This window comes from Rhizobium leguminosarum (assembly GCF_002953715.1).
GTDB classification, from domain to species: Bacteria; Pseudomonadota; Alphaproteobacteria; order Rhizobiales; family Rhizobiaceae; genus Rhizobium; species Rhizobium leguminosarum_V.
Map to the genome: position 1 here is coordinate 3,801,819 of NZ_CP025012.1, position 25,251 is coordinate 3,827,069.

Genomic DNA, 25,251 nt, shown 5'->3' on the forward strand with positions numbered 1-25,251 from the left:
GCTTTAAGCCGAAATAAAAAACGGCGCCCCATAGGAGCGCCGTTCATTTTATCCGATAAGGATCTGATTAGCCGTTGATGATCTGCGCTTCGATGGCCTTCGGAGCCTCGACCGGTTCTGCAGCAATCGTAATCTTGCGGGGCTTCATGGCCTCGGGAATATTGCGCAGAAGGTCGATGTGCAGCAGGCCGTTCTTCAGCGAAGCGGCAGTCACCTCGACATGGTCGGCAAGCTGGAAGCGGCGCTCGAAGGCGCGCTTGGCAATGCCGCGGTAGAGGAATTCGCCGCTTTCGGCAGGTTCCTCGTTCTTTTCACCCTTCACGGACAGCACAAGGGCATGGGCTTCGATCGAAAGTTCGGTCTCGTCGAAACCGGCAACCGCCATGGTGATGCGATAGGTGTTTTCACCGGTGCGCTCGATATTGTAGGGCGGATAGGTCTGCGCCTGCTCCGGCTGGGCAAGGCTGTCGAGCATGGTGAAGAGCCGGTCGAAGCCGACGGTCGAACGATAAAGGGGAGAGAAGTCTACGTGACGCATGATGTCCTCCTGTGGAAGCGACGTGTTGCGATAAAATGCCCCTGAGACCCCATCTTTGGCGGCCTTGGGACGGTTGCGCAGGCCCTGTTCGGCACCCGCAGAAAGGAGATGGTGATGGGCTTCGAGGAGTTCAAGACCTTTCCGGAATCGCCTTGATCGGCCCGTGAACCCCGCATGAACGACCGGTTCGGAACGCGTTCAGGCGCATTCGCCTAGGAATTTCAGCGTCGGGTGAATCTGGTCCCGATGGCTGAAGTGCATCGTCCCTTCTTCTTCAGCCTCAACTTCGGCCGGCCGCGAGCACCCTCATGCTCCTGCCGGCCCTTTTCCTGCGCTACAGCGCCGCGCGTCTGAAAAGACGCGCAAAGGACGCTGTAACACTTTGAAATGCTGCATAATTTTATCCTTAATTCGATCCCGATTTAGGGAATTATGCAGTGTGCCTTGCGGGCGCCACCGCTTTCCAATCCCGATGCCGTGCGCTATCCCTAAAGGCGAAGCAGTCAGCAGCGGCCCGCATTGGCAAAGTCATGGATCAGGTTCTCTATTCGACGCCCGACAATCCCACCCCGGAAAACCGCACGGAGGGGTTCTTTGAAACCCATGACGGTCACCAGCTGCGTTACGCCGTCTTCCGCTCGAGCGCTCAGGTTGCCCGAGGCACGGTCGTCATCCTGCATGGCCGCAACGAATATATCGAGAAATATTTCGAGACGATCCGCGACCTGACGGCCAAAGGCCTCTGGGTCGCGACCTTCGATATGCGCGGCCAGGGCGGCTCGCCGCGGCTCCTGAAGAGCCGCAACCACGGCCACATTCGCCGCTTCGTCGATTACGAGCGTGACCTCGACACCTTCCTCGAAAAGGTGGTGCTGCCGGATACCCGCCTGCCCTTCTATCTGCTCGCGCATTCCACAGGCGGCCTGATTGCGCTGTCGGCCGCGCCCTATCTCACCACCCGTATCGATCGCATGGTGCTGTCGGCGCCCTTCATCGGCCTGACTGGCCAGTCGGCGTCGCCTCGCGTCATCCGCGCTCTTGCCGGCACGCTGACTGCTGTTGGCCTCGGCTTTCTGCCGCTGACCTCGAAACTGAAAGAGCCGAACTTCAGCAATAATCCGCTGACCTCGGACGAACACCGTTTCGAGCGCAATGTCGCGATGATGAAGGCTCATCCGGAACTGACGCTCGGGCCGCCGACGGCCCGCTGGCTGATCGAGGCCTTTCGCACGATGGACCGGGTCACCTCGCCCTACCATCTCTTCTCGATCACCATCCCGACCATCGTCATCGCCCCGACGCGTGACGGTGTCGTGCCCTACACGGCGCAGGAGCGGCTTTCGCGTTATTTCCGCGCCGGTCAGTTGGTGCCGATCAACGGCGCCCGTCACGAGATCTTCCAGGAACGGGATATCTACCGCGCCGCCGCCCTTGCCGCTTTCCACGCCTTCATTCCCGGCAGCGATGCCGAAGAAAACCAGGACGTCGCCGCCCTCGGCACGTGACCGGCCAGTGCTGCTGACCGCGGAATCAGCACGGCCGATCGGGATCAGCGCTGCAGGACGGCGATCGCCTGTTCGTAGACCGCCCGGCTGCCGGCGGCGATGATCGAGCCGCCGTTTTCCGGCCGTCCGCCGTCCCAGGTGGTGATGATGCCGCCCGCCCTCTCGATGACGGGAATGATGCCGCCGACGTCATAGGGTTTCAGACTGTTTTCGATAACGAGATCGATATGGCCGGCGGCAAGCAGCGCATAGGCATAGCAGTCGCAGCCGTAGCGGAAGAGCCGTACCTGGCTCTCGATCTCGCGGTATTTCTCCATCTCCTCGCCGGCAAAGAGATGCGGCGAGGTGGTGAACAGGATGGCGTTCGAAAGCGCATCACACTGACGCGTCGCCAGGCGCCGCTCGCCCTCCGGCCCGGTATAGATCGAGCCGTTCTGGTCCGCGAAATAACGCTCGCCGGTAAAGGGTTGTTCGATCATGCCCATGATCGCCCTGCCATCTTTCTGCAGGCCGATCAGCGTTCCCCACACCGGCACACCTGAGATGAAGGCGCGCGTGCCGTCGATCGGATCGATCACCCAGACATATTCGCGATCGAGCCCGACATTACCATGCTCCTCGCCGAGAATGCCGTGGCCGGGGAAATTCTCCTCGATCAGCGCCCGGATGGCGAGTTCGGCCGCCCGGTCGCCCTCCGTCACCGGGTCGAAACCGGAGGAAAGCTTGTTCGTGACATCGAGGCCGGAGCGGAAGCGCGGAAGCGTCTCGGCTCGGGCGGCCTCCGCCAGGCGGTTGAAGAACGAACGGTCAGGCAACATGATGGATCCGTTTGGCTGGCGGGAATGGCGCTTTTCATAGCGAAAAGCAACGGGAATGCAAACGCAGCAGGCAATTTGGCTCTAACTGCCCAAAGATATCGCAGCGCAATATATTGCTTGACATTTGTGCAATGCAATAGTAGCGTCTTCATACAGTCTTCTGACTGTAAATACCCTCCTTGGGTGTTTCCTCCCTAGACTTAGCCGCGCTCACAAGCGCGGTTTTTTTTGGCCGGGATGACGAAGGCCAGACGTCAGCGACATCGAAAAGAGATCTATTCGGCGGCCAGCGCCCGCTCGCCGGCAAATTTCTCGACGTATTCCGCCATCTGCCGCATGAAGTCCGTGACGGCATCAGCCACTGCAGCGAAATCCTCGCGCTTCTCCAGCGTCAGCTCGTCGACATAGATCGCCCGGTTCACCTCGATCTGCAGCGCGTGCAGGCCGCGCGAGGGGCGGCCGTAATGTTCGGTGATGAAGCCGCCGGCATAGGGCTTGTTGCGGATCGCCGCAAAACCCATTTCCTCGAGGATGGCGATGGCCGCGCGCGAAAGCTCGGCCGAAGCGCTGGTGCCGTAACGATCACCAATGATGAAATCAGGTCGCGCAGTGCTGCCGGCAACGCGCACATTGCCGGGCATCGAGTGGCAGTCGATCAGCACGCCGAAGCCGAACTGCACATGCGTTCGCGCGATCAGCCGGCGAAGCGCCGCATGATAAGGCTTGTAAACCGCTTCGACGCGGTCGAGCCCCTCCTGCACCGGCAGGCGCCGCGCATAGATCTCCATGTTCTCGGCGACGATGCGCGGAATGGTGCCGAGCCCGCCGGCGACCCGCAGCGAATTGACATTGGCATAGGGCGGCAGCAACCCGTCGAACATCCGCGGATCGAGCTCGTAAGGCTCGCGATTGACGTCGAGATAGGCGCGCGGGAAGTTGGCCGCCAGCAACGGCGCGCCGAGTGCGACGGCCGAGCCGAAGAGCTCGTCGACATAGTGATCCTCGGAACGGCGGATGGCGATGCCTTCCAGCCTGGACTGGGCGATAAATTCCGGTGGATAAATGCGGCCGCTATGGGGGGAGTTGTAGACGAAGGGAATGGTCTGCGACACGGGCTCATGGACCTCAAAAAGCTCGTATTCGCGTATTTCCGGCACTTTCGGCCCTCTTTACCATGTCATGAACTGACTGCTTGGCCCATGTTGCCAGTTGCCCGGCCGCAAGTCCATACTATGTAGAAGGGACGGCGGTCACGCACAGGCAATTCACCGGTTGTTTACCGGGTAAAGACTAGTGTAAACGGCTGGCAGCCCACCAAAAACCTATGGATCGCGGTCTGGATTGATGACTCAGAAGATACTTCTCGCCGAAGACGACAACGACATGCGCCGCTTCCTGGTGAAAGCGCTCGAAAAGGCCGGCTACAAGGTCCTTTCCTATGACAATGGCGCCAGCGCCTATGACCGGCTGCGCGAGGAGCCGTTTTCCCTGCTGCTGACCGATATCGTCATGCCCGAGATGGACGGCATCGAGCTGGCGCGACGCGCCACCGAGCTCGACCCCGACCTGAAGGTGATGTTCATCACCGGTTTTGCCGCCGTGGCGCTGAACCCTGATTCGAAGGCGCCGAAGGATGCCAAGGTCCTTTCCAAGCCTTTTCACCTGCGCGATCTCGTCGACGAGGTCAACAAGATGCTTGCCGCGTAAGGCTTGCAGGACGGCGCGTCACAAAACTGAAAAAAGCCTATTGACGGCTCCGAAGGTTTTGTGATCTATGCGCCGCCATCGGATGGGCGTGTAGCTCAGCGGGAGAGCACTACGTTGACATCGTAGGGGTCACAGGTTCAATCCCTGTCACGCCCACCATCCGATCCCCCTGACATCGTTGACAAATCCCCGCCTTGGGGATTTTCTGTTTCCTGGGCCTGGCACGCGCTCCAGATCCAGCACTTTGGGAGCGAGGGCTTGCACGTGATTGGTCCGCAACCATGATCCGGGCCGGGGTTTCAATGGCTGTGGGATGGCCCCGCACGTGGGAAATAGGGTGACGTGACGCAAGAACGCGGACACGGAAAGCGATATCCATAATCCTCGGCGTCGCCCTGGGTGGGGCTGACCTCCTCGGCTTCGGTTATATGCAGTTTCATGTCGTCGAACCCGTCAACATCAAGCTTTGGCTGATTACGATCACGATCCTCGCGGCTGGGGTAGCGATCCTCTGGGACGATTTCAAAAATCCCTAGCGAGACGACCGTTCTCCCCCAAAGCGCGTGGCAGATCTTCGTCGCTTCCCGTCGAGGCAACATTCGCCAGTCACCGATCACTGCCAGTGAGAAGCTGTGGCCCGACATCGGTATGTCCTGGGGTATGTCCTGGCAAAACATGCTGGTTGTCGAGCTTTTGTCCGATTCGTGCAGATCGCAGTGATGGCGTATCCGCATATGAAGACGTGCTCACGCGATCATCAATTGCATACCGCTGCTGAAGTTCAGCCCCTCGTTGCTCAGGCATGCAGAAGCGCGGCTTTGTGACGGACAGATGACGAGTTTATGACAAAATGCGTGTGATTTCAGCAACATAGTAATGCCCTCTCGCTGTCACGATCGACAATGTCGTTGCAGCGCAACATACCCTATGTAACTTCCGCGGCGAGGCAGGCACCGAGCCAAAAAGGTGCCGCTTCGGTCACACGGGATGAAGACACGTAGGGACTGCCGAGCGCAGACGGTCTTCATCCTCTTGCATCTGAACTGGAGGTTATTCCATGAACATCAAGAGCCTTCTTCTCGGCTCCGCTGCTGCACTTGCAGCAGTATCCGGCGCTCAGGCTGCTGACGCTATCGTTGCTGCCGAGCCGGAACCGGTTGAATACGTTCGCGTCTGCGACGCCTACGGCACCGGCTACTTCTACATCCCGGGCACCGAAACCTGCCTCAAGATCAACGGCTACGTCCGTTTCCAGGTTGACGTTGCTCCGCACGCCAGCTCGATCGGCGCCGGCGGCGGTGGTTCTGTCGCCAACGACTCGGACGGTAACGCTGCACAACTCTATCCGTTATCAGTACGAAACCGACGCCTTCTACGCTGGCATCAGCGTTGACGAGCTGGAAGACAGCCCGTTCTATGATGGCGAAACCGCCAACAACTTCGGCGTTGCAGTCGGTCTCGGCGGCAAGGCTGGTGCATTCAGCTACCAGATCACTGCCGGTTACGACACCGACAACGAAGAAGGCGCCGTCCGCGCTATGGGTACGGTTGCTGTCGGTCCGGGCACGCTCGGCCTCGCAGTTGTCTACGCGACCAACCCGAACGCCTATTACAACAAGGCTGAATGGGCGATCGCTGCTGAATACGCCATCAAGGCGACGGACAAGCTGAAGATTACCCCGGCTGTCCAGTACTACAGCGACTACGGCGTCACTGCTGGCGAGTTCAACGACGGCGATGCCTGGAAGGCCGGCGTGACGATCGACTACCAGATCGTCGAGAACCTCTCCACGAAGATTTCGGTTCAGTACCTCGATCCGGAAGATGCTGACGACGTCACCTCGGGCTTCTTCCGCCTGCAGCGCGCGTTCTGATAAAAGGCTGCCGGCTGGAACAGGATGATTTTAGGCCGGGTCGGCCTAAAATCTGAATCCTGTTCTAAATTATCCTGCATCTACAAATTCCTGATCTGACTGACCTCCGATCGGGAAAGAATGGGCCTGGATTTCCCTGCCTAGGCCCATTCCCCTTGACCAGACATGCGTCCAACACGGCACGCTCGATAAGCGCCTTGCCCCTGTCGTCTCACATCGGTTCGTTGCCGATGTCCGGCAACTTATGTCATTGCTGGATCTTGTAACCAGCAAGCTCAACCAACTTTTTACTCATCTGCCGCCGATGGCCGCGCCCGCCCGGCGGCCGCCGAAATTTTTGTGCCTCAGGAATAATGGAGCCAAATTCGGACACAGAACCATGCCATGGCGAACCGAGGATGAGGTAGTGATTCGCCTCGACAGAACATGGGGTTTTGAGATCGAAATGAAGTTATCCGCGCTTGCAGCCGCCGCAATTTTTTCCGCTGCCTTCGCCTTGCCGGCCTCTGCCGCGCCGGCCGTACCCGTCGAGACCTTTCCCGGCGCGCCCGGCGTCATTACGCTTTCCGGCAAATGCGCCAAGCTTGTTGTCGCCAAGTTCGACGCCACCAAGGGCTGCAAGAACGAGCTTGCCAGCGTCACGCTGGTCAATGGCCTGGTGACCTTCATCTTCACTTCCGACGGCAAGGCGCTCGGCTTCCAGGGCGACGGCGGCGGCATCAAGCCCGCCTCCAACGGCAATGCCCGCCTGCCGCTCAGCCTCGTCACCACGGGGGTCGGCAACAAGATGACCGGGGAGGTCAAGGTTGCCGGCTTCTGCACCTTCGGCAATCCCTATGCCGGCAAGCCGATCGCGATCGAATGCACCGCCGAAAGCAAGGACTCCTCCTTCACCGGCAGCTTCCGCACTGGCGGCAAGCTGGTGAAGAAGGGTAAGTAGCCGCCCTCAGGCGCACCAGGCACTGCCGGCGGCCCCTGGCTTGCGTGCCAGGCCCTCATTGATCAGCTGCGCGCCGAAAGAGCGCCCGTCGCGAGAGACGACGCGCGGCGCGCCAGAGGGCTCGGCCTTACCCGCCGCATTCATCGTGAAGGGTCCGGCGTTCAGAAGCGCCAGCAGCCGCGACTTGGCGGCAAAGGCCACCCGGCGTTCGCCATCACAGCGCGCCTGATCGACCACCGGGCTTGCCATGTCGGCAATCACGATCTTCTCGCCCTTGTACCAGAAGACGCCGCCATCGCCGACGCAATTGATATGGGCGCCCTGCCCGCAATAGCCGAAAGCGACCCTCCCGGTTTCCGAAACGGCAGGGGAGGCCGGGGACGGCACTGCCTTTATCGGCTGGATCATCGGCGTCGGGATCGCGGCCGGCGGCAGCGGCTGCGACTGTGGCACCGGCGATACGGCTTTCGGCGTGGGTGCGGCAAGCGCCACCTGCTTCGGCAGCACGTCTTTCCTGACTAGGGGTTTCGGCTCCGCCGTTTCCCGCGTGATCGGCGTTGATTGCCTTGCAAGCATCGGCTGGATGCTCTTCCAATGGTCGTGAGCGACGATGCCGCCGATCGCGGCAATGCCGATCACCGCCCAGGGCAGCAATCCGCCACCGCTGCTGCGCGCTTTGCTCTTTCCTCTGGCCGGCGCCTTGCGGCGGCCGCGTGTCGCTGTCTTGGCCATCTATCCGATTCCCGTGAGGCCGGGATTATCGCTGCCCAATCCTTTCCGAAAGGTTGGCGCGGCGACAAGATGATGCCTGGTTCGGCGATCTTTCCCTCCAATGACAGGAAAGCGCCGGGGCGCACCGGTGGGGCCTGTGCGGCCTATGAAACGAACGAGGGGGAAAAGCTGAACAAATTCCGCACTCAGACGTTAGCCAGCGAAAAATTCCATATGTTCTAAGGGAAAAATCCATGGATCTCATCATCGCCGACATGATACCGGCGTCGCGCATCCACTATCCGGTCATCTTCGCCCGCCTGCTCGGCGCCATCGTCTTCGGCGCACTGATTGGATTCGAGCGCGAGGCACGCGACCGCCCGGCAGGCTTCCGCACCCATATTCTGATCAGTCTTGCCGCTGCCCTCTTCGCCGTCATCTCGATCGAGGCAGTGCACATGCCGGGTTTCGCCGATGACGAGCAGGTGCGTATCGACCCGCTGCGTGTCATCGAAGCCGTAACCGCCGGCGTCGCTTTCCTTGCCGCCGGCATGATCGTCTTTGCAAGAGGTCGGGTGCACGGCCTGACGACGGGTGCCGGCATGTGGCTCTCCGGCGCGATCGGCCTCGCCATGGGCTTCGGCTATTGGCCGATCGCCTTCTTCACGACGCTTGCCGCCATCTGTGTGCTCTTCGCCTTCGGTAAGCTCGAACAACGGTTCGGCTACAATTCCGGACAGCGTATCGACCGGGATGAACATCAATAGAAAACAAAACGCCCGGCATCATGCCGGGCGTTCGTGTCAGCGTCTGTCTGTTGGTCATTCGGAGCGTGCGGCCGAAGGATCGTTTTTCCCAACCGATGCCGGACCGCCGATGGACGAAAGCGGCTTCTGGCGTTCGCCGATATTGATACGCTCGTCCGCCGCCTCGCGTACGGCCTGCCATTCACTTTCGTGCCGGATGAAGATCTCGCGGGGCACAAAGTTGATCGTCATATGTTTCTCACCCTGTTTCAAATCTACCGTCAGCGCGCCAAAGAGGCTTCCGGAATGCCCGTTATTTCTTGGTCTCTGCATTGCCTTTGATGTCGGGACCACCCTTGGAAAGGTCCGCGCCGGAAACATGGGCCGGCACGTGAATGTCGTGATAGACACCGGGCGTCAGCGTCAGATCGACATGATGCGGCGGCAGCACCTGCGCCTTCTGCATGCGGTTTGGCTTCGCCCGCTTCATGCGGTCGGACGCCTCCGTGCGTTTGTCGGGAACATGGGTCGAAGTGTGCATCATCGGCCTCCTTTTTTAAGCTCAACAGTGCCTAACGGGCGGGCATCAGGATGGTTCCGAAAAAAATTACCCAATCTCGGTCTGCCTGTCGGCCTTGACTGACCCGGGAAGCTCATTACCTAGAGCCTATCCCGCAGCCTTCCAGACATCGGCTGACGGGGGAACTTTGGTGCCGGGCCCCTCTGGCGAGAGTTTTTACGGCGCTCTCGTGATGTCGGTACCGCCTGCAGCTTAGCCGGCGGATTTTTCATCGATGAACAAGCTCACCATGCCTGACCCGCATGCCCGTTGTGGCATGTCGCGTTTTTCCGATATATCAACCCTCTTCAATACGATTTGCGGCCGCGAGGTGCGGCCATGAACCAGTCCGCGACCCATAAATCTTCGCTCAGCTATTTCCGCTGGGCTTTCATCGTTACTGCCCTCGGCCTCATTCTCGGCGCAGTGCTCGGCTGGCAGACGACCGGCACCATCGGTGGCATGGCGACCGTCTTCTTTATCTGCACGGTGCTTGCGGTGCTGGAGATATCGCTTTCCTTCGACAATGCCATCGTCAACGCCAACAAGCTGAAGGAGATGACGCCGGTCTGGCAGAAGCGCTTCCTCACCTGGGGCATCATCATCGCCGTCTTCGGCATGCGCATCGTCTTCCCGCTGGCAATCGTCGCCATCGCGGCACAGATCGGCCCCTGGGACGCTCTGGTGCTTGCTGCACGTGAGCCCGCCGAATATGCCCGCATCATGAACGACGCGCATCTGCCGATCGCAGCCTTCGGCGGCACCTTCCTGATGATGGTCGGGCTCAACTACTTCTTCAATCACGAGAAGCAGGTGCACTGGATTGGCGGTCTTGAAAAGATGATGGCGCGTTCCGCCACCATCAAGGGTATCGAGATCGCCTTCGTGCTGGCGCTGATGCTGGTTTTCTCCTGGCTGATCGGCGGCGAGGAAGCCACCGTCTTCGTCCATTGTGCCATCTACGGCCTGCTTACCTTCCTCGCGGTCGAGGTGGTCGGCGGGCTGCTCGATGCCTCGCAGCAGACGATGAGTGCCGCCGCCAAGGGCGGCCTCGGCGCCTTCATCTATCTGGAGGTGCTGGACGCCAGCTTCTCCTTCGACGGCGTCATCGGCGCCTTTGCGCTGACGCAGAACCTCTTCGTCATTGCGATCGGCCTCGGCATCGGCGCCATGTACGTGCGCTCGATGACGATCATGCTGGTCGAGAAGGGAACGCTGGCCGAATACCGCTATCTCGAACATGGCGCCTTCTACGCCATCCTGATCCTCTCGGTGATCATGTATGCGCAGACCATGGTGCACATCCCCGAAGTCATCACCGGCCTCGGCGGCGCGGCACTGATCGGCCTGTCCCTCTGGTCATCCATCCGCCACAACAGGCGCGAAAAGGTAGAGGGTCACGGCGCCCGGCAGGAGGAACTTCACGCCTGACGATGCAAGAAGCCGCAGTGCGCGGCACCCTTGCGGCTAAAAATAAAGCCCGCGACCATCCGGTTGCGGGCTAATTCATTCATGCATGGCTTGAAGGTGTTAGCGGGAGACCTGACCGAAGGAGGCTGGGTCGATGCCGAGTTTCGTCAGATCGTTGGCGCGCGGGCGGCGACCAGCTTCGACAGCAGCGCTGACAGCATTTGCAGCCCCAAGGACGGCGAATGCGCGGCCAAAGAAACCCGTACGGATTGAATTGCGGAGTGCGGACATTGTCCATTTCCTTTTGCTCTATGATTGACCACTCATAGATGGCATCGCGCATAGACCTCCACAATGCTCAGAAAATCACCTCAGCCATGCAAAAAACAGCAGGCCGGCACATGTCTCCATGGCCGGCCTCGAGGGAGGGGGTGGGTCGTCTTTTTCTTCTTTGAGCGCCGTGCGTCCTTTCGGACGCACAACGGACGATCTGACACTTTGAAATCTGCGCATCGTGCTTTCCGAAAATCGATTCCGATTTTCGGGCCGATGCGCTAGTCTTCGTTTGCCGCCAGTTGCGACAGCACCTGGCCCCTGCCGCGCAGCCGCAGGATCAGCGGGATGAGGAAGGCGGCGGCTGCAACGATGAGCAGACCCGCCGCGATCGGCGACATCACCAGCGTCGTGACGTCGCCCTGGCTGATCGCCAGCGCCCGGCGCAGCTGCTGTTCGGCAAGCGGCCCGAGGATCAGGCCGACGACGGTAGGCGCGATCGGATAGCCGAAGAGCCGCATCACATAACCAAGCAGGCCAAAAGTGAGCAGCATGCCGAGCTCGAACACGGATGGATTGGCACCGATTGTCCCAAGCGTCGCAAACAGCAGGATGCCGGCATAGAGCCATGGCTTTGGAATGGTCAGCAGCCGCACCCAGAGCCCGATCATCGGCAGGTTCAGCACCAAAAGCATCGCATTGGCGATGAGCAGGCTGGCGATCAGCCCCCAGACGAGCTGCGGATTGGTGGCAAACAGCAGCGGCCCCGGCTGCAGCCCGTATTGCTGGAAGCCGGCGAGCATGATCGCCGCCGTCGCCGTCGTCGGCAGGCCGAGCGTCAGAAGCGGCACCAGCGTGCCGGCGGCGGAGGCGTTGTTCGCCGCCTCGGGACCGGCCACGCCTTCGATTGCGCCATGGCCGAATTCCTCCGGGTTCTTCGCCAGCCGCTTTTCGGTCGCATAGGAGAGGAAAGTGCCGATTTCGGCACCGCCCGCCGGCATCGCGCCGATCGGGAAACCGATCAGCGTGCCGCGCAGCCAGGGCTTCCACGAACGCGACCAGTCCTCAGCGGTCATCCAGAGCGAACCCTTGACCGCCTCGATCTTCTCGGCGATCCGGTTGCCTTGCGCGGCGATATAAAGCGTCTCGCCGATCGCAAACATCGCCACCGCCAGCGTCGTCACCTCGACACCGTCGAGCAGGTCGGGGATGCCGAAGGAAAGCCTGGCCTGCCCCGTCTGCTGGTCGATGCCGACCATGGCAAGCGCAAAGCCGATGAACAGCGAGGTCAGGCCCCGCAAGGCGGAGTCGCCGAAGGCCGAGGAGACGGTGACGAAGGCAAGCACCATCAACGCGAAATATTCGCGCGGCCCGAAGACCAGCGCCAGCTTGACGACATAGGGAGCGATGAAGGCAAGCCCGAGCGTCGCGATCAGGCCGGCGACGAAGGAGCCGATCGCCGCCGTCGCCAGCGCCGGTCCGCCGCGCCCGGCGCGCGCCATCTTGTTGCCCTCGAGCGCGGTGACGATCGAGGCGCTTTCACCCGGCGTATTGAGCAGGATCGAGGTCGTCGAACCGCCATACATGCCGCCGTAATAGATGCCGGCGAACATGATCAGCGAGCCGCCGGGATCGAGTTTGTAGGTGACGGGCAACAGCAGCGCCACGGTGAGTGCCGGGCCGATGCCGGGAAGCACGCCGACGGCGGTGCCGAGCGTCACGCCGACCAGCGCATAAACCAGGTTCATCGGCTGCATCGCAACCAGGATACCCTGCCATAGGAATTCGAATGTGCTCATCTTGGTGTCCCAAGCGGCGTTCCCGACCATCCGATTTCGGGGTCAGGCGCCGCGCAAAATCAAAAGAGCTGACAGCGCATCCGCGCGGTCAGAAGAACAGGTGTTCGAGCGGGCCGGCCGGCAGCGTCAGTTGCAGCAGCTGCGAGAAGATCGCCCAGACGACGAAGCTAAGGACGATGCCAAGCGGCAGCGAGATCCAGAGCTTACGCTTGCCGAAGCCGCGTGCCGTCAGCGCGAAGAGGATGCCGGTCGCGATCGAGAAGCCGGCGACGCGCAAAAGCAGCATCTGGCCGGCAAGACCGGCGACGATCCAGATGACGGGTGCGACTTCCTGCCGGTCACGTTCGGGAAAATCGCCGCGCCAAGCTTCGAAGGCGGTCCAGATCCCGAGACAGAAGAGGCCGAAGGCCACCACTTGAGGCACTGTCGCCGGACCGATGCGGTCGTACTGCGCAATCGTTTTCAGATGCAAGGCATCCCAGGCCATCACGCCGGCGACGACGAAGAGGAAAACGGCAATGATGAACGCCGCCCAATCAGGGCGGCGCTCGGTTACCGAGGAGGTGTTGTCCTCGCTCATTGAACAAGTCCGATATCTTTGAGAATGCCTTCAGTGGCGGAGACATCCTTCTCGAGCTGCGCCTTGAAGGCATCGCCGGACAGATAGGTGTCGGCCCATCCCTTGGTCTTCAGGGTTTCCTGCCAGGTTGCGGAGCTGTGCAGCTTCTCGAAATCGGCAGTGACGCTTGCAACCTGCTCGGCCGACAGGCCGGGGGCTGCGGCGACCATGCGCCAGTTCTGGATGGTGACGTCGGTGCCGGCTTCCTTCAGCGTCGGGGCATCGACGCCGTCGATACGCTTATCGCTGGATACGGCAAGAAGACGCAGCGTGCCCGACTTCACCTGCGATTCAAACTCGCTATAGCTCGAGACGCCGGCCGTGACCTGGCCGCCGAGAATGGCGGCGAGCGCTTCACCGCCGCCGGAGAAGGCGACATAGTTGATCTTGGTCGGATCGACGCCGGAAGCCTTGGCGATCAGGCCGACGGCGATGTGGTCGGTGCCGCCGGCAGAGCCGCCGCCCCAGGAAACCGCACCCGGATCCTTCTTCAGCGCCGCGACCAGATCGGCCATCGTCTTGATCTCGGACCCGGCAGGAACGACGACGGCCTCATATTCGCCGGTCAGACGGGCGATCGGCGTGACATCCTTGAGCGTCACCGGCGACTTGTTGGTGAGGATCGCGCCGACCATGACATAGCCGCCGACGATCAGCGAATTCGGATTGCCGGCAGCCTGGCTGCTGAACTGCGCAAGGCCGATGGTGCCGCCGGCGCCCGGAACGTTCTGGACCTGCACGTTGCCGGAGATCTTCTCCTGCTGCAGCGCGGTCTGCAGCGAGCGCGCCGTCTGGTCCCAGCCGCCGCCGGGAGCGGCCGGCGCGATGATGGTGTAATCGGCCGCATAGGCCGGCAGCGCGATAGTCGCGGCAAGAAGGGTTGCGATGAACGTATGCTTCACGATGTGTCCTCCGTGGCGGCTGAGCAGACCGCCTGTTATTCTCAAGGGAATCGGGAGGAATGGCCGGCCAGCGGACGCAAGGGTCCTGAATGACGAGCGGAATACCTCCCAAGGCTTCAGCTCTCCGCCTCCACGGAGAAGAAGTAGCCAAAGCGACCACAACAACCTGTCATTTAGCTGACATCGGCGAGATATCCAGAAGCAGAGGACACTTTTTTGCCGTAATTGGTAGGTGCCGGTCCAAATCCCGGTCTTCGCTGCCGCATGGCCAGTAGCACTAGTCGCCGCGAAGCATGGCCGCGAGCCTCATCTGAAGAGAGCTACGGGCGCAGCGACCCAAAGCTCTCTAAGGAGGGCGAAGCCCACCGAAAGCGCCTTCACTGCGTCCGCAGAACCTCGTTCCAGTGCGCGATCAGCCGCGCCCGCTTCACCTGATCGAGATAGACCATCAGCCCGGGACTGACCGGCACCGGCCGAAGTTGGGCGCCGAGCAGTTCCTGCAGCGTATTGGCAGTATTCTCCCCCGCGACCTCGGGGCTGACGGCCGGAATCTGCAGTTCGCGCGCCAGGATCGTCTGCCCTTCCCTCGACATGAAGAAGGTGAGATAGCGCCGCCCGAGCTCCGCCTCGGCGGCGGCCTGCGGCACCAGCCCGATCCGCGACATCACCACGGTATAATCCTTCGGCAGCACGATGCCGACGTCGGGATTCCGCGAGGCCCAGTCGGCCGCATAGGAACCGAGAATATTGTAGCCGAGCACGAAGCGCCCGTCGGCAACGCGTTCGAGGATCGCCGAACTCGTCGAATAAAGCTTGACGCCGGCAGCCCCCATCGCCCCGATCACCGACCAGATGTCGCCGAACTGTTCCTGGTCGCGCGCCATGAAAAGAAAGCCGACGCCGGAGCGCTCGATATCGTAGGTGCCGATCCGCCCATAGACCTCGTTGCCCTTGCGTTTCAGATAATCGACGAATTCTGCCCGCGAGCTCGGCACCGGCTCATGCACAAAGCTCGGCTTGTGATAGACGAACACCGCCGGCTCGAAGGTGAGTGCATAGGCGGTGTTGCGCCAGTTCGCCCATTTCGGCCATGCAGCACTCATCGGCAGGTTGCTGACCTGCGCATATCCGTCGTTGGAAAGCTTCACCTGCAGGTCCATCGCCGAGGAAAAGGCAAAATCCGCCGTCTTCTTGCCGGCATCCGTCTCCTTGACGATCCGGTCGTAGATGTCGCCGGTCAGCATGTCCTCGTATTTGACCGCGACATCGGGATTGGCCTCCAGGAAACCCCGGATCATCGGCTGCGCCAACGGCTCGTCGAGCGATGAATACACCGTCAGTACCGGCGCATCGGCATTGCCCGATTTTGCTGGATAGAACACCTGATCGGCCAGGGCAAAGCCCGGCCAGAGCGCCAGCAGCAAGATGAAAACTCTCCTCATGCCGCAACAATGCCCGAGCGCGCCGGGAGGAGCAAGGGCGCCGGCCAGACGGTGGCCCCGCTGCCTGTTTTGCGGGATCAGAGATCGCGCTCGAAGAAGAGCAGGATCTGCACGAGTTCCGGCGGGACCGGATAATAGGCATCCCGTTCGCGGAAGCCGAGGCGGCGATAGAGCTCCTGCGCTGCCGTCTGCAATATGCCGGTATCGAGCCGCATCGACAGGTAACCGTCGGCTTTTGCCCTTGCCATCGATGCCTCGCAGAGTGCCGCGGCGACACCGCGACCGCGTGCCGCCGCCGAGACGAAAAGCCTTTTCATCTCGGCAATGCCTGGCGCCTGCTCTTGATGCATGACGCAGCCGACAGGCTCTCCACCGAGCCGCGCCAGCAAGATTGCACCCTTCGGCCTTTCGTGAATCTGCGGCAGGCCGGCGAGCAGCGCCTCGAATTTTTGCGGATTGTAATAGAGATCGACCACCGACCGATGCTGGGGATAATTGTCATAGAGCCATTGCCGGAATGATCGGCAGAGATCCCGCACGGCGGCAACCTCCGTCGGGCTCTCCGCGAGTTCGATCGTCAACTCTCCCATCCGCCCAACCTCCCGATCCCCGCCCTTGAAGGAAATCGACCTCAGCGCACCCGCTCGCTCGAGATCCGCGCATATCATCAACATCTGTTCCCGCGCGGCATCAGCAAGCGCGGGAACCATCCTGCCAAAGTTGATCTCGCCGCTCTGATGTTCGGCGATCAGGCTACGCAGCAGCGTTTCGCTGTTGTCGACCGGCTGCTTATTTTTTATCCGGTTTTCCAGGCTTGCGGCCAGCCTTGCCGCCTCCGCCGCACCGATCCGCAGCGCTTCTTGCTCATATCCGTTTTGATGCAGCACAAGGCCGTCCACCCGCCCCTCCGATCCGCGGCGGAAGCTGATCTGCGCCGTCACCACGCGACAGAAGAATTCGTCCTCCTTCTCCGGGTAGATATCGATGGCCTCCTGCCCGAGCATCTGCGCCGTCAGTCCGCCCTCGCGCCGAGCGATCGTGATGCTGCTACCCCAGTCGAAGAGGTAGGTGCCGAGATAGCCATCATTAAGTTCGAGCGCTATCGCGCCTTCCGTACGTGGCCGTGCTTGCTCATAGCGCCGCCAGGCGACGGCATCGGCGGATTGATCGGTCATGCTGGTCTCCTTCGCTATGCTGACGAGTTCGTTGATCGAGATGGGTTCGCCGGCGGCGATCCGCTGCCGCGAGGCGTTGATCCGCGAGAGACTGTCTTCGATCCGGCTGCGCAGCGAAAGCAACTGCGTTTGTTGCATGGCGAGCGTCCGGTCGAGATCGGTTGCGTGGCCGGCCAGCAGTTCGGTGATCCTCGCCAGACTGAGCCCCAGTCGCTTTAGCGCCAGGATCTCGTTCAGCCGCGCGATGTCCTCGACACCATAGAGCCGCCAGTTCTTGCCGGTCCGTCGCGGGTTGATCAGCCCCCGTTTCTCGTAGAGGCGAAGCGCTTTTACCGTCAGCCCGATTCGCTCGGCGCATTCGGCGGCCGTCAACCAGAGATTCTCGTTCATTCGCTCGTTCATGATTCCCTCGCGAATCGTCTTCTAGGCTATGCCCCTGGGTCCGGCTCAAGCCCTAAATCGATCGGCGATCGGATTTATGATGCCGATACAGAAAGTATCGGCCAAAGCAGAACACTCCGCCTTTCTCCGAAACGAATCGCCTTTTCATCACAAAGGATTAGGGATTGGCTCCATCCTTCACCCATATAGAGTATTGATGAAGATCGACGACGTTATATGGTCGCGCTGCCGCGTCAAAAACGTCGAAACCGCCCGAATTTCTTATTCGGGGGACGACTCTACGCGACAAAAACTCTATAAAAAGCTAGATTAAACTGGGAAGATCCATGGGAGGGGTCATGGAACGACGACTGAGCGCTATTCTCGCTGCGGACGTCGTCGGCTACAGCCGGCTGATGGGCATCGATGAATCCGGCACGTTGCAGGCGCTGAACCGCCATCGCTGTGAGCTGGTCGATATTCGTATTTCAGACTACAAGGGCCGGATCGTCAAACTCACCGGCGACGGCATCCTTGCCGAATTCCAGAGCGTGGTGAACGCGGTCGCCTGCGCCGCCGAGATCCAGCGCAGCATGGCGGCCCGCAATGAGAACGTGCCCAAGGACGAGCGCGTCGAATTCCGCATCGGCATCAATCTCGGCGACGTCGTGGTCGAGAACGGCGACATATTCGGAGATGGCGTCAATCTCGCCGCCAGGCTTGAGCGTATCGCAGCGCCGGGCGGCATCGCCGTGTCGGCCTCGGTGCGCGATCAGGTCGGCTCGCGCCTCAATCTCGGCTTCGAATTTATCGGCGAGCATATGCTGAAGAACATCAGGCAGCCGGTTCAGGTCTATACCGTCAGCTTGGCGCCGCCCTCCTCCGCCAGATTGGTGGCGCAGAACCGCAATACCTGCTTCATCGCGGTGCTGCCCTTCACCAATATGAGCGGCGATGCCGACCAGGATTATTTCTCCGACGGCATTACCGAAGACATCATCACCGATCTCTCCAAGATCTCCAGCCTGCACGTCGTGCCGCGCAATACGATCTTCACCTACAAGGGCATATCGGTGAAGGTGAAGCGGCTCGCCCAGGAGCTTGGCGTGCGCTACGTGCTCGAGGGAAGCGTGCGCATCGTCGGCAATCGCGTGCGCATTTCCGGCCAGCTGATCGATACCGCCAATGGCGACCATCTCTGGGCCGAGCGTTACGACCGCGACATGACCGACATCTTCGCCATCCAGGACGAGATCACCCATGCGATCGTCGGCCAGTTGAAGGTGCGCCTGTTGCCGGAAGAAAAGAAGGCGATCGCGACTGAGCCGACCGCCAATGTCGAGGCCTACACCTATTATCTCAGGGGCCGCCAGCTCTCCCACACCTGGACCAAATCCTATCTCCAGCTCGCAAGGCGCATGTTCTGCAAGGCGGTCGAACTCGACCCGGATTATGCGCGCGCCTATGCCGGCATCGCCGATTGCGACGCGGCGATCCGCGATTGGGCTCCTGATGACGTGCCGCTGAGGCGCATCCTCGAGATGAGCGCCCGCGCCCTGGCGCTCGATCCTGACCTTCCAGAGGCCCATGCCTCGCACGGCCTGGCTCTGCATCAGAGCGGCTATGATGATAGGGCGGCGGCGGCCTTCGAACGCGCCCTGGCGCTCGACCCGAACCTCTTCGAGGCGAATTTCCACTATGCCCGGTTCTTCTTCATGCGCGGTAACTTTGCCGAATCCGTTCAATATTTCACCCGCGCCGCCGAAATCCGCCCGGATGACTACGTCTCACCGATCCACCTGATGTCCGCCTACCGCTCGCTGGGCCGTGTGTTGGACACGGAAAACTGGGCGAGCCTCGGCCTGCTGCGCGCCGAACGCGCCCTGAACCTCAATCCGGAAAATTCCGGCCCCGCCCATCGCGGCGCGCTGGCGCTTGCCCATCTCGGCGATGCGGCAAGGGCACGCGACTGGGCCGCCCGCGCGATCGCCATCGATCCTGATGACATCGTCGCGCAGTATAATCTCGCCTGCGTCTATTCCGTCCTCGGCGACGCCGACCAGGCGATCGACCTTCTTGAGAAGCTGCTGCCGAACAGCTCCGTCTACCATATCAAATGGTTTAACAATGATTCCGACCTCGACAACATCCGCGACGATCCCCGCTTCCAGAAACTCCTTACCGCCGCAATGATGCAGCGCGAACGGATCGAAAGGACCGGAAGCTGACGCCGGTGTTTCCCGGCGTTCACCCAATCTTCAAAATCGCTGTGACATCGCTTCGCCACCTCTGTAATCTCCTATGAAAACAGGGGGACATCCGTGCGCATTCTGCTCACCGAAGACAATATCGCGCTGGCCGACGGCCTGTCGGCGATCTTGCGCGGCACGGGTCATGCCGTCGATGTCGTGCATGATGGGGCGTCTGCCAATGCGGTCATCGCCGCGGAAAATTTCGATCTGGTGATCCTCGACCTCAACCTGCCCGAGATGGACGGGCTCGACGTGCTGCGCGCCATGCGCGCCCGGCAGAACCAGGCGGCCGTTCTCATCCTGACCGCGCGCGGCACGCCGGAAGAACGGGTGAAGGGTCTCGATCTCGGCGCCGACGACTATCTGATCAAGCCCTTCGACATCGCCGAATTCGAGGCCCGGGTGCGCGTGCTGCTGCGCCGCCAGGCCGGGCTGCGTTCGGCAACGGTCAGCTTCGGCGGCATCTCCTTCGATCTCAATTCCCGCACCTTTTCATCGGGGCCCACGCCCCTCGATATTCCCGCCCGCGAGCTCGGCCTGCTTGAAATCCTCTTCATGCGGGCCGGCAAGGTCGTCGCTAAGGAGGCGATCATTCAATCGCTGACCGCCTTCGACGACGACATTTCAGCAAATGCCATCGAGCAATATGTCAGCCGTCTGCGAAAGCGCCTCTCGCCGCACGGCCTGACCGTTAGGACCGCCCGCGGCATCGGCTATTATCTCGACAAGCTGCCCGAGGCCTCATGAAAGCCGCCTATTCTCTCAGGCGCCGGCTGCTCTTCTGGCTGCTCGTCTCGACAGCCGTCATCGGCACACTGGCGCTCGCCGATACCTATCGCGAGGCGGTCCAGACCTCGAATATCGTGTCCGACCGCGTGCTCGCCGGCTCAGCGTTGGCGATCGCCGAGCGCGTCGTCGTCGCCGAAGACGGCACGCTGCAGGTCGATATCCCCTATGTTGCACTTGAAATGCTGACCTCGGCCGCGCAGGATCGCGTCTTCTACCGCGTCGACGGCCCGCCGGGCAAATTCATCACCGGCTACCAGTCCCTGCCGGTTCTGAAGAAGACGCCCGGCGATGGCGCAGCCTTTGCCGACGACACCTTCCGCGGCGAGCCGATCCGCGTCGCCACACTCGAACGCTCCGCCTCGACAGGCATTCGCTCCGTGCCCTTCGTGGTGACGGTCGCCGAAACCACCATCGCCCGCCGGCAGCTGGCGCAGGCGATCCTCGTCCGCTCCGCACTCCGCCTCGCCTTCATGATCGCGGGCGCCGCCGTCATCGTCTGGATCTCGGTCACGGTGGCGCTCCGCCCGCTCTACAAGCTCGGCGACGCCATCGGCGAACGCAGCCCCGATGACCTTCATCCGATCAAGCAGACAGTGCCGAGCGAGGTCGAGCCGCTGGTCGATACGGTGAATTCCTTCATGGTCCGCCTGCAATCGGCGCTCGATGCGCTGCGCCATTTCACCGGCAATGCCAGCCACCAGCTGCGCACGCCGCTGGCGATCATTCGTACCCAGCTTGCCCTTTCCGCCCGCGCCGGCTCGCTTGATGAGGCGCAGTCGGCGGCACTGAAGGGCGACCAGGCGGTGGCGCATGCCGAACGCATCCTCGCCCAACTTCTCCTGATGGCCAAGATCGACGCCGCCACCGCCAAGGAGGCACTGACCGCCTCCGCCATCGATCTTGCCGCCATCGCCCAGGAAATCACCGGCGAGCAGATTCCGACGGCCGCCGTCGCCGGCATCGATCTCGGCTTCGAGGGCGAGAGCCCGGCGATGGTCCGCGCCGAGCCGCTGCTGATTGGCGAAATGCTGCGCAACCTTGCCGGCAATGCCATCGCCTATGCCGGCAAGGGAGCCGAAGTCACTGTCCGTATTATCGCCGCGTCAGAGACGATCCGCCTCGAAGTCGAGGACAATGGCCCCGGTATTCCCCGCGAGAAGCTGGAGGCCGTGCGCCGGCGTTTTTCGCGCGGCAATGAGTCCGGTGCACCCGGTGCCGGCCTCGGTCTGCCGATCGTCGAAGAAATCGCCAATCTTTTCAACGCCGACCTGACACTGGAGCCGGGCGCAGATGGCAAAGGCCTGAAGGCGGCCGTCACCTTTGCCAAGGCGGCGTAGATGCCGTCGACCTTTCCGCCTTGCTTTCTTTCGCTGCATTGCACACACTGATTTTTGGGAACAGCAAGCCGCACGACGATGCGCGCCGGATAAAAAGAGAAATATGTCGATCAAAGCCAGCATCTATCATCTGACGCATTACACCTATGACAAGCCGGTCCGCCTCGGCCCACAGATCATCCGGCTGAAACCTGCCTCGCATTCGAAGACACGGGTGCTCAGCCATTCGCTGAAGGTCACGCCCTCCAACCATTTCGTCAACCTGCAGCAAGACCCTTACGGCAATTACCTTGCCCGCTACGTCTTTCCGGATCCGGTGACGGAATTCAAGATCGAGGTCGATCTCGTCGCCGACATGACGGTCTACAATCCCTTCGACTTCTTCGTCGAGGAAGAGGCAACCAAGTGGCCCTTCGGATACCCTGAAACGATCCAGGAGGATCTGTCGATCTACATGACGCCGGAGCCGGCCGGTCCGCGCCTGAAGGCGCTGCTGCCGACGCTCGACTGGTCGCCCGACCAGCCGACGGTCGATATGATCGTCGGCCTGAATGCCCGCCTGCAACGGCAGATCGGCTATGTCATCCGCATGGAAACCGGTGTGCAGACGCCGGAGGAAACGTTGGAAAGCGCCAAGGGCTCCTGCCGCGACACCAGCTGGCTACTCGTCCAGATCCTTCGCCATCTCGGCCTCGCCGCCCGCTTCGTCTCCGGTTATCTCATTCAGCTGACGCCGGACCTGAAGGCGCTCGACGGCCCCTCCGGCACCGAAGTCGATTTCACTGACCTGCATGCCTGGGCGGAGGTCTATCTGCCCGGCGCCGGCTGGGTTGGCCTCGATCCGACGTCGGGCCTGCTGACCGGCGAAAGCCATATCCCGCTTGCCGCAACGCCGCATTACCGCAACGCTGCCCCGATTTCCGGCGGTTATTTCGGCGAGGCCGAAACCGAGTTCGCCTTCGACATGAGGGTCTCGCGCGTCGCCGAACACCCGCGCATCACCAAGCCCTTCTCCGATGAAAGCTGGGACGAACTCAACGAACTCGGCGAGAAGGTCGATCGTGTCCTCGAAGCCGAGGACGTGCATCTGACGATGGGCGGCGAGCCGACCTTCGTTTCGATCGACGATTTCCAGTCCGAGGAGTGGAACACCGCCGCAGTCGGCCCGACCAAGCGCGAAAAGGCCGACATCCTGATCCGCAAGCTGCAAGAACGCTTCGCCCCCGGCGGCTTCCTGCATTACGGCCAGGGCAAATGGTATCCGGGCGAAAGCCTGCCGCGGTGGACCTTCTCGCTCTACTGGCGCCGCGACGGCAAGCCGGTCTGGCAGAACCTCGATCTGGTGGCCGCCGAAGGCAAGGATACCGGCGTCACCGCCGAGGATGCCGAGAAGCTCCTGACGGCGATCGCAAAGGAACTGGCGATCAAACCTGACATGGTGCAGCCGGCCTATGAGGATCCGGCCGACTGGATCATCAAGGAGGGCAACCTTCCCGAAAATGTCGATCCGGCGAATTCGAAGCTGAAGGATCCCGAGGAACGCAACCGTATCGCCCGCGTCTTCGCCCGCGGCCTCACCGTCGCGACCGGCTACATCCTTCCGGTCCAGGCATGGAACGCCAAGGCGGCCGAAAGCCGAGTCTGGATCAGCGAGAAATGGCGCACCCGCCGCGGCAAGATCTTCCTCGTCCCGGGCGACAGTCCGATCGGTTACCGCCTGCCGCTCGGCACGCTGCCCTATGTTCCCCCGGCGCGTTATCCCTATATCCACCCCGCCGATCCGACGATCCCGCGCGAACCGCTGCCTGATGTCTTCGTACCGGCCGGCCGGGCCATGCCGGAAGCCTCCTTCCATGCCGACGAAAGCAATCGCGGCCGGATCGAACAGACGCTCGGCGAACTTCGCGGTGCCGTGCGCACCGCCATGTCGGTCGAGCCGCGCGACGGCAGGCTCTGCGTCTTCATGCCGCCGGTCGAGCGCATCGAGGACTATCTCGAGCTGATCGCGGCTGCCGAAAACGCCGCAGCCGAACTCAAGCTTCCGGTCCATATCGAAGGTTACCCGCCGCCGCAGGACGAGCGCATCAACGTCATCCGCGTCGCTCCGGATCCCGGCGTCATCGAGGTCAATATTCATCCGGCCTCGAACTGGAAGGACTGCGTCGACATTACCACGGCGATCTACGAGGAGGCGCGCGCCACCCGGCTCGGCGCCGACAAGTTCATGATCGACGGCCGTCACACCGGCACCGGCGGCGGCAACCATGTCGTCGTCGGCAGCGCCAATCCAAACAACAGCCCCTTCCTGCGACGTCCCGATCTCTTGAAGAGCGTCGTCCTCCACTGGCAGCGCCATCCCTCGCTCTCTTACCTCTTCTCCGGCATGTTCATCGGCCCGACCAGCCAGGCGCCGCGCATCGACGAGGCTCGTCACGACAGCCTCTACGAGCTGGAGATCGCCATGGCGCAGATCGCCGCTCCCGGCCGCGGCCAGCAGCCGCTGCCCTGGCTCGTCGACCGCCTGTTCCGCAATCTGTTGACCGACGTCACCGGCAACACCCACCGTGCCGAGATCTGCATCGACAAGCTGTTCTCGCCCGACGGCCCGACCGGACGGCTCGGCCTCATCGAGTTCCGCGGCTTCGAGATGCCGCCGAACGCACGCATGTCGCTTGCCCAGCAATTGCTGGTGCGCGCGCTGATCGCCCGCTTCTGGGTCAACCCGGTCGACGGGAAGTTCGTCCGCTGGGGCACGACCCTGCATGATCGTTTCATGCTGCCGCATTTCGTCTGGGCCGATTTCCTCGACGTGCTTGCCGACCTTCGTGAAAACGGCTTCGACGTCAGCCCGGAATGGTTCAAGGCCCAGCTCGAATTCCGCTTCCCCTTCTGCGGTGAAGTCGAATATGAGGGCTCGAAGCTGGAACTGCGCCAGGCGCTGGAACCTTGGCATGTCATGGGCGAGGAAGGCGCGCCGGGCGGCACCGTCCGCTACGTCGACAGCTCCGTCGAGCGCCTTCAGGTGCGGCTCGAAACCAGCAATACCGCACGTTATACCGTCACCTGCAATGGCCGCACCCTGCCGCTGACGCCGACCGGCACTGCCGGCGTATCGGTCGCCGGCGTCCGCTACAAGGCATGGCAACCGTCCTCCGGTCTGCATCCCGTCCTGCCGATCAACACACCTTTGACGTTTGACATTTATGATACATGGTCGAAGCGTTCGATCGGCGGCTGCATCTATCATGTTGCCCATCCGGGCGGCCGGACCTATGACACCTTCCCGGTCAACGGCAACGAGGCGGAAGCAAGGCGGCTCGCCCGCTTCGAGCCGTGGGGACATACGGCGGGCGGTTATATCCCGCGCGCCGAGACGGGTTCGCTTGAATTCCCGCTGACGCTGGATTTGAGGCGGCCCGCCGGAATTTAAGGCCGAGGGTTGAGGCCGGGGGTTAGGGCCGGGGTTAGGGTTTC

At 61.7% G+C, this 25,251-nt stretch carries 22 protein-coding genes, 1 tRNA gene and 1 pseudogene; 11 read left to right on the forward strand and 13 right to left on the reverse strand.

All coding sequences use genetic code 11. The features are described 5' to 3' along the window. Positions 1 to 67: 67 nt before the first annotated feature. A complete protein-coding gene (locus tag CUJ84_RS19005) occupies positions 68 to 538 on the reverse strand; it encodes an Hsp20 family protein (RefSeq protein WP_027682910.1) in 471 nt (156 codons plus the stop codon). A 530-nt stretch (positions 539 to 1,068) separates the two neighbouring features. On the opposite strand from CUJ84_RS19005, the gene CUJ84_RS19010 reads away from it, so the two are divergent. Beyond that, on the forward strand, positions 1,069 to 2,043 hold the full coding sequence (locus CUJ84_RS19010) for an alpha/beta fold hydrolase (protein WP_105007352.1): 975 nt from the start codon (positions 1,069 to 1,071) through the stop codon (positions 2,041 to 2,043). 44 nt (positions 2,044 to 2,087) lie between these two features. Here the strand turns inward: CUJ84_RS19010 and hisN are convergent, their stop codons facing one another. Further along, positions 2,088 to 2,861, reverse strand: coding sequence for a histidinol-phosphatase (hisN, locus tag CUJ84_RS19015; protein WP_105007353.1), 774 nt, complete (start codon positions 2,859 to 2,861; stop codon positions 2,088 to 2,090). A gap of 275 nt (positions 2,862 to 3,136) precedes the next feature. Continuing rightward, a complete protein-coding gene (locus CUJ84_RS19020; protein ID WP_027682907.1) occupies positions 3,137 to 4,018 on the reverse strand; it encodes an N-formylglutamate amidohydrolase in 882 nt (293 codons plus the stop codon). Between the two features lie 187 nt (positions 4,019 to 4,205). Here CUJ84_RS19020 and cpdR1 point away from each other — a divergent pair, with 187 nt between their 5' ends. Both cpdR1 and CUJ84_RS19030 read left to right on the forward strand, forming a co-directional pair. Beyond that, entirely contained in the window at positions 4,206 to 4,568 is a 363-nt protein-coding gene (cpdR1, locus tag CUJ84_RS19025; protein WP_003542883.1) for a response regulator CpdR1, read from the forward strand. Positions 4,569 to 4,652: 84 nt separating this feature from the next. Next, positions 4,653 to 4,727, forward strand: a tRNA-Val gene (locus CUJ84_RS19030). A 140-nt stretch (positions 4,728 to 4,867) separates the two neighbouring features. Here CUJ84_RS19030 and CUJ84_RS38015 read toward each other — a convergent pair. After that, the gene (locus CUJ84_RS38015; RefSeq protein WP_158686950.1) at positions 4,868 to 5,212 is read right to left on the reverse strand and encodes a hypothetical protein; all 345 of its coding nucleotides are present in this window, start codon (positions 5,210 to 5,212) and stop codon (positions 4,868 to 4,870) included. Positions 5,213 to 5,625: 413 nt separating this feature from the next. Here CUJ84_RS38015 and CUJ84_RS19035 point away from each other — a divergent pair. Next, a pseudogene (locus tag CUJ84_RS19035) lies at positions 5,626 to 6,442 on the forward strand (porin). Positions 6,443 to 6,887: 445 nt separating this feature from the next. Continuing rightward, positions 6,888 to 7,382, forward strand: a complete 495-nt coding sequence (locus CUJ84_RS19040) for a hypothetical protein (RefSeq protein ID WP_105007354.1) — start codon at positions 6,888 to 6,890, stop codon at positions 7,380 to 7,382. A gap of 6 nt (positions 7,383 to 7,388) precedes the next feature. On the opposite strand, the gene CUJ84_RS19045 is transcribed toward CUJ84_RS19040, so the two are convergent. Then, positions 7,389 to 8,114, reverse strand: coding sequence for a hypothetical protein (locus CUJ84_RS19045; RefSeq protein ID WP_105007355.1), 726 nt, complete (start codon positions 8,112 to 8,114; stop codon positions 7,389 to 7,391). Between the two features lie 233 nt (positions 8,115 to 8,347). Between CUJ84_RS19045 and CUJ84_RS19050 the strand changes: the two genes are divergently transcribed. Continuing rightward, positions 8,348 to 8,860, forward strand: coding sequence for an MgtC/SapB family protein (locus CUJ84_RS19050; protein ID WP_105007356.1), 513 nt, complete (start codon positions 8,348 to 8,350; stop codon positions 8,858 to 8,860). 54 nt (positions 8,861 to 8,914) lie between these two features. Here CUJ84_RS19050 and CUJ84_RS38375 read toward each other — a convergent pair whose 3' ends face one another. Together CUJ84_RS38375 and CUJ84_RS19055 are read right to left on the reverse strand one after the other, a co-directional pair. Continuing rightward, positions 8,915 to 9,091, reverse strand: coding sequence for a hypothetical protein (locus tag CUJ84_RS38375; RefSeq protein WP_164902099.1), 177 nt, complete (start codon positions 9,089 to 9,091; stop codon positions 8,915 to 8,917). 61 nt (positions 9,092 to 9,152) lie between these two features. Next, positions 9,153 to 9,383, reverse strand: a complete 231-nt coding sequence (locus CUJ84_RS19055) for a hypothetical protein (RefSeq protein ID WP_105007357.1) — start codon at positions 9,381 to 9,383, stop codon at positions 9,153 to 9,155. Between the two features lie 354 nt (positions 9,384 to 9,737). Here CUJ84_RS19055 and CUJ84_RS19060 point away from each other — a divergent pair, with 354 nt between their 5' ends. Then, positions 9,738 to 10,829 (forward strand): DUF475 domain-containing protein, encoded by a 1,092-nt coding sequence (locus CUJ84_RS19060; protein WP_105007358.1) that lies wholly within the window; start codon positions 9,738 to 9,740, stop codon positions 10,827 to 10,829. A 99-nt stretch (positions 10,830 to 10,928) separates the two neighbouring features. Here CUJ84_RS19060 and CUJ84_RS38380 read toward each other — a convergent pair whose 3' ends face one another. The 6 genes from CUJ84_RS38380 to CUJ84_RS38385 form a co-directional block, all read right to left on the reverse strand. Continuing rightward, a complete protein-coding gene (locus tag CUJ84_RS38380) occupies positions 10,929 to 11,099 on the reverse strand; it encodes a hypothetical protein (protein WP_012758966.1) in 171 nt (56 codons plus the stop codon). A gap of 263 nt (positions 11,100 to 11,362) precedes the next feature. Next, positions 11,363 to 12,880, reverse strand: coding sequence for a tripartite tricarboxylate transporter permease (locus CUJ84_RS19065; protein WP_105008241.1), 1,518 nt, complete (start codon positions 12,878 to 12,880; stop codon positions 11,363 to 11,365). A gap of 88 nt (positions 12,881 to 12,968) precedes the next feature. Continuing rightward, positions 12,969 to 13,460: a tripartite tricarboxylate transporter TctB family protein gene (locus CUJ84_RS19070; protein WP_105007359.1), complete on the reverse strand. Its 492-nt coding sequence runs from the start codon at positions 13,458 to 13,460 to the stop codon at positions 12,969 to 12,971. Next, complete coding sequence (locus CUJ84_RS19075; protein WP_105007360.1) at positions 13,457 to 14,401, reverse strand: Bug family tripartite tricarboxylate transporter substrate binding protein; 945 nt, start codon at positions 14,399 to 14,401, stop codon at positions 13,457 to 13,459. Before CUJ84_RS19075 ends, CUJ84_RS19070 begins: the two co-directional genes overlap by 4 nt. A 377-nt stretch (positions 14,402 to 14,778) precedes the next feature. Further along, complete coding sequence (locus CUJ84_RS19080) at positions 14,779 to 15,825, reverse strand: ABC transporter substrate-binding protein (RefSeq protein WP_105007361.1); 1,047 nt, start codon at positions 15,823 to 15,825, stop codon at positions 14,779 to 14,781. Between the two features lie 95 nt (positions 15,826 to 15,920). Then, positions 15,921 to 17,420 carry a GNAT family N-acetyltransferase gene (locus CUJ84_RS38385; RefSeq protein WP_199788732.1) on the reverse strand — a complete coding sequence of 500 codons (1,500 nt, stop codon included), beginning with the start codon at positions 17,418 to 17,420 and terminating at the stop codon, positions 15,921 to 15,923. 338 nt (positions 17,421 to 17,758) lie between these two features. On the opposite strand from CUJ84_RS38385, the gene CUJ84_RS19100 reads away from it, so the two are divergent. From CUJ84_RS19100 to CUJ84_RS19115, 4 genes are all read left to right on the forward strand, one after another. Continuing rightward, positions 17,759 to 19,627, forward strand: a complete 1,869-nt coding sequence (locus tag CUJ84_RS19100; RefSeq protein ID WP_105007362.1) for an adenylate/guanylate cyclase domain-containing protein — start codon at positions 17,759 to 17,761, stop codon at positions 19,625 to 19,627. A gap of 93 nt (positions 19,628 to 19,720) precedes the next feature. Then, positions 19,721 to 20,398, forward strand: coding sequence for a response regulator (locus CUJ84_RS19105; protein WP_105007363.1), 678 nt, complete (start codon positions 19,721 to 19,723; stop codon positions 20,396 to 20,398). Next, positions 20,395 to 21,777 carry a sensor histidine kinase gene (locus tag CUJ84_RS19110; protein WP_105007364.1) on the forward strand — a complete coding sequence of 461 codons (1,383 nt, stop codon included), beginning with the start codon at positions 20,395 to 20,397 and terminating at the stop codon, positions 21,775 to 21,777. The genes CUJ84_RS19105 and CUJ84_RS19110 overlap by 4 nt, the downstream gene beginning before the upstream one ends. Positions 21,778 to 21,880: 103 nt before the next feature. After that, positions 21,881 to 25,207, forward strand: a complete 3,327-nt coding sequence (locus tag CUJ84_RS19115) for a DUF2126 domain-containing protein (RefSeq protein ID WP_105007365.1) — start codon at positions 21,881 to 21,883, stop codon at positions 25,205 to 25,207. The last annotated feature ends 44 nt before the right edge of the window (positions 25,208 to 25,251 follow it).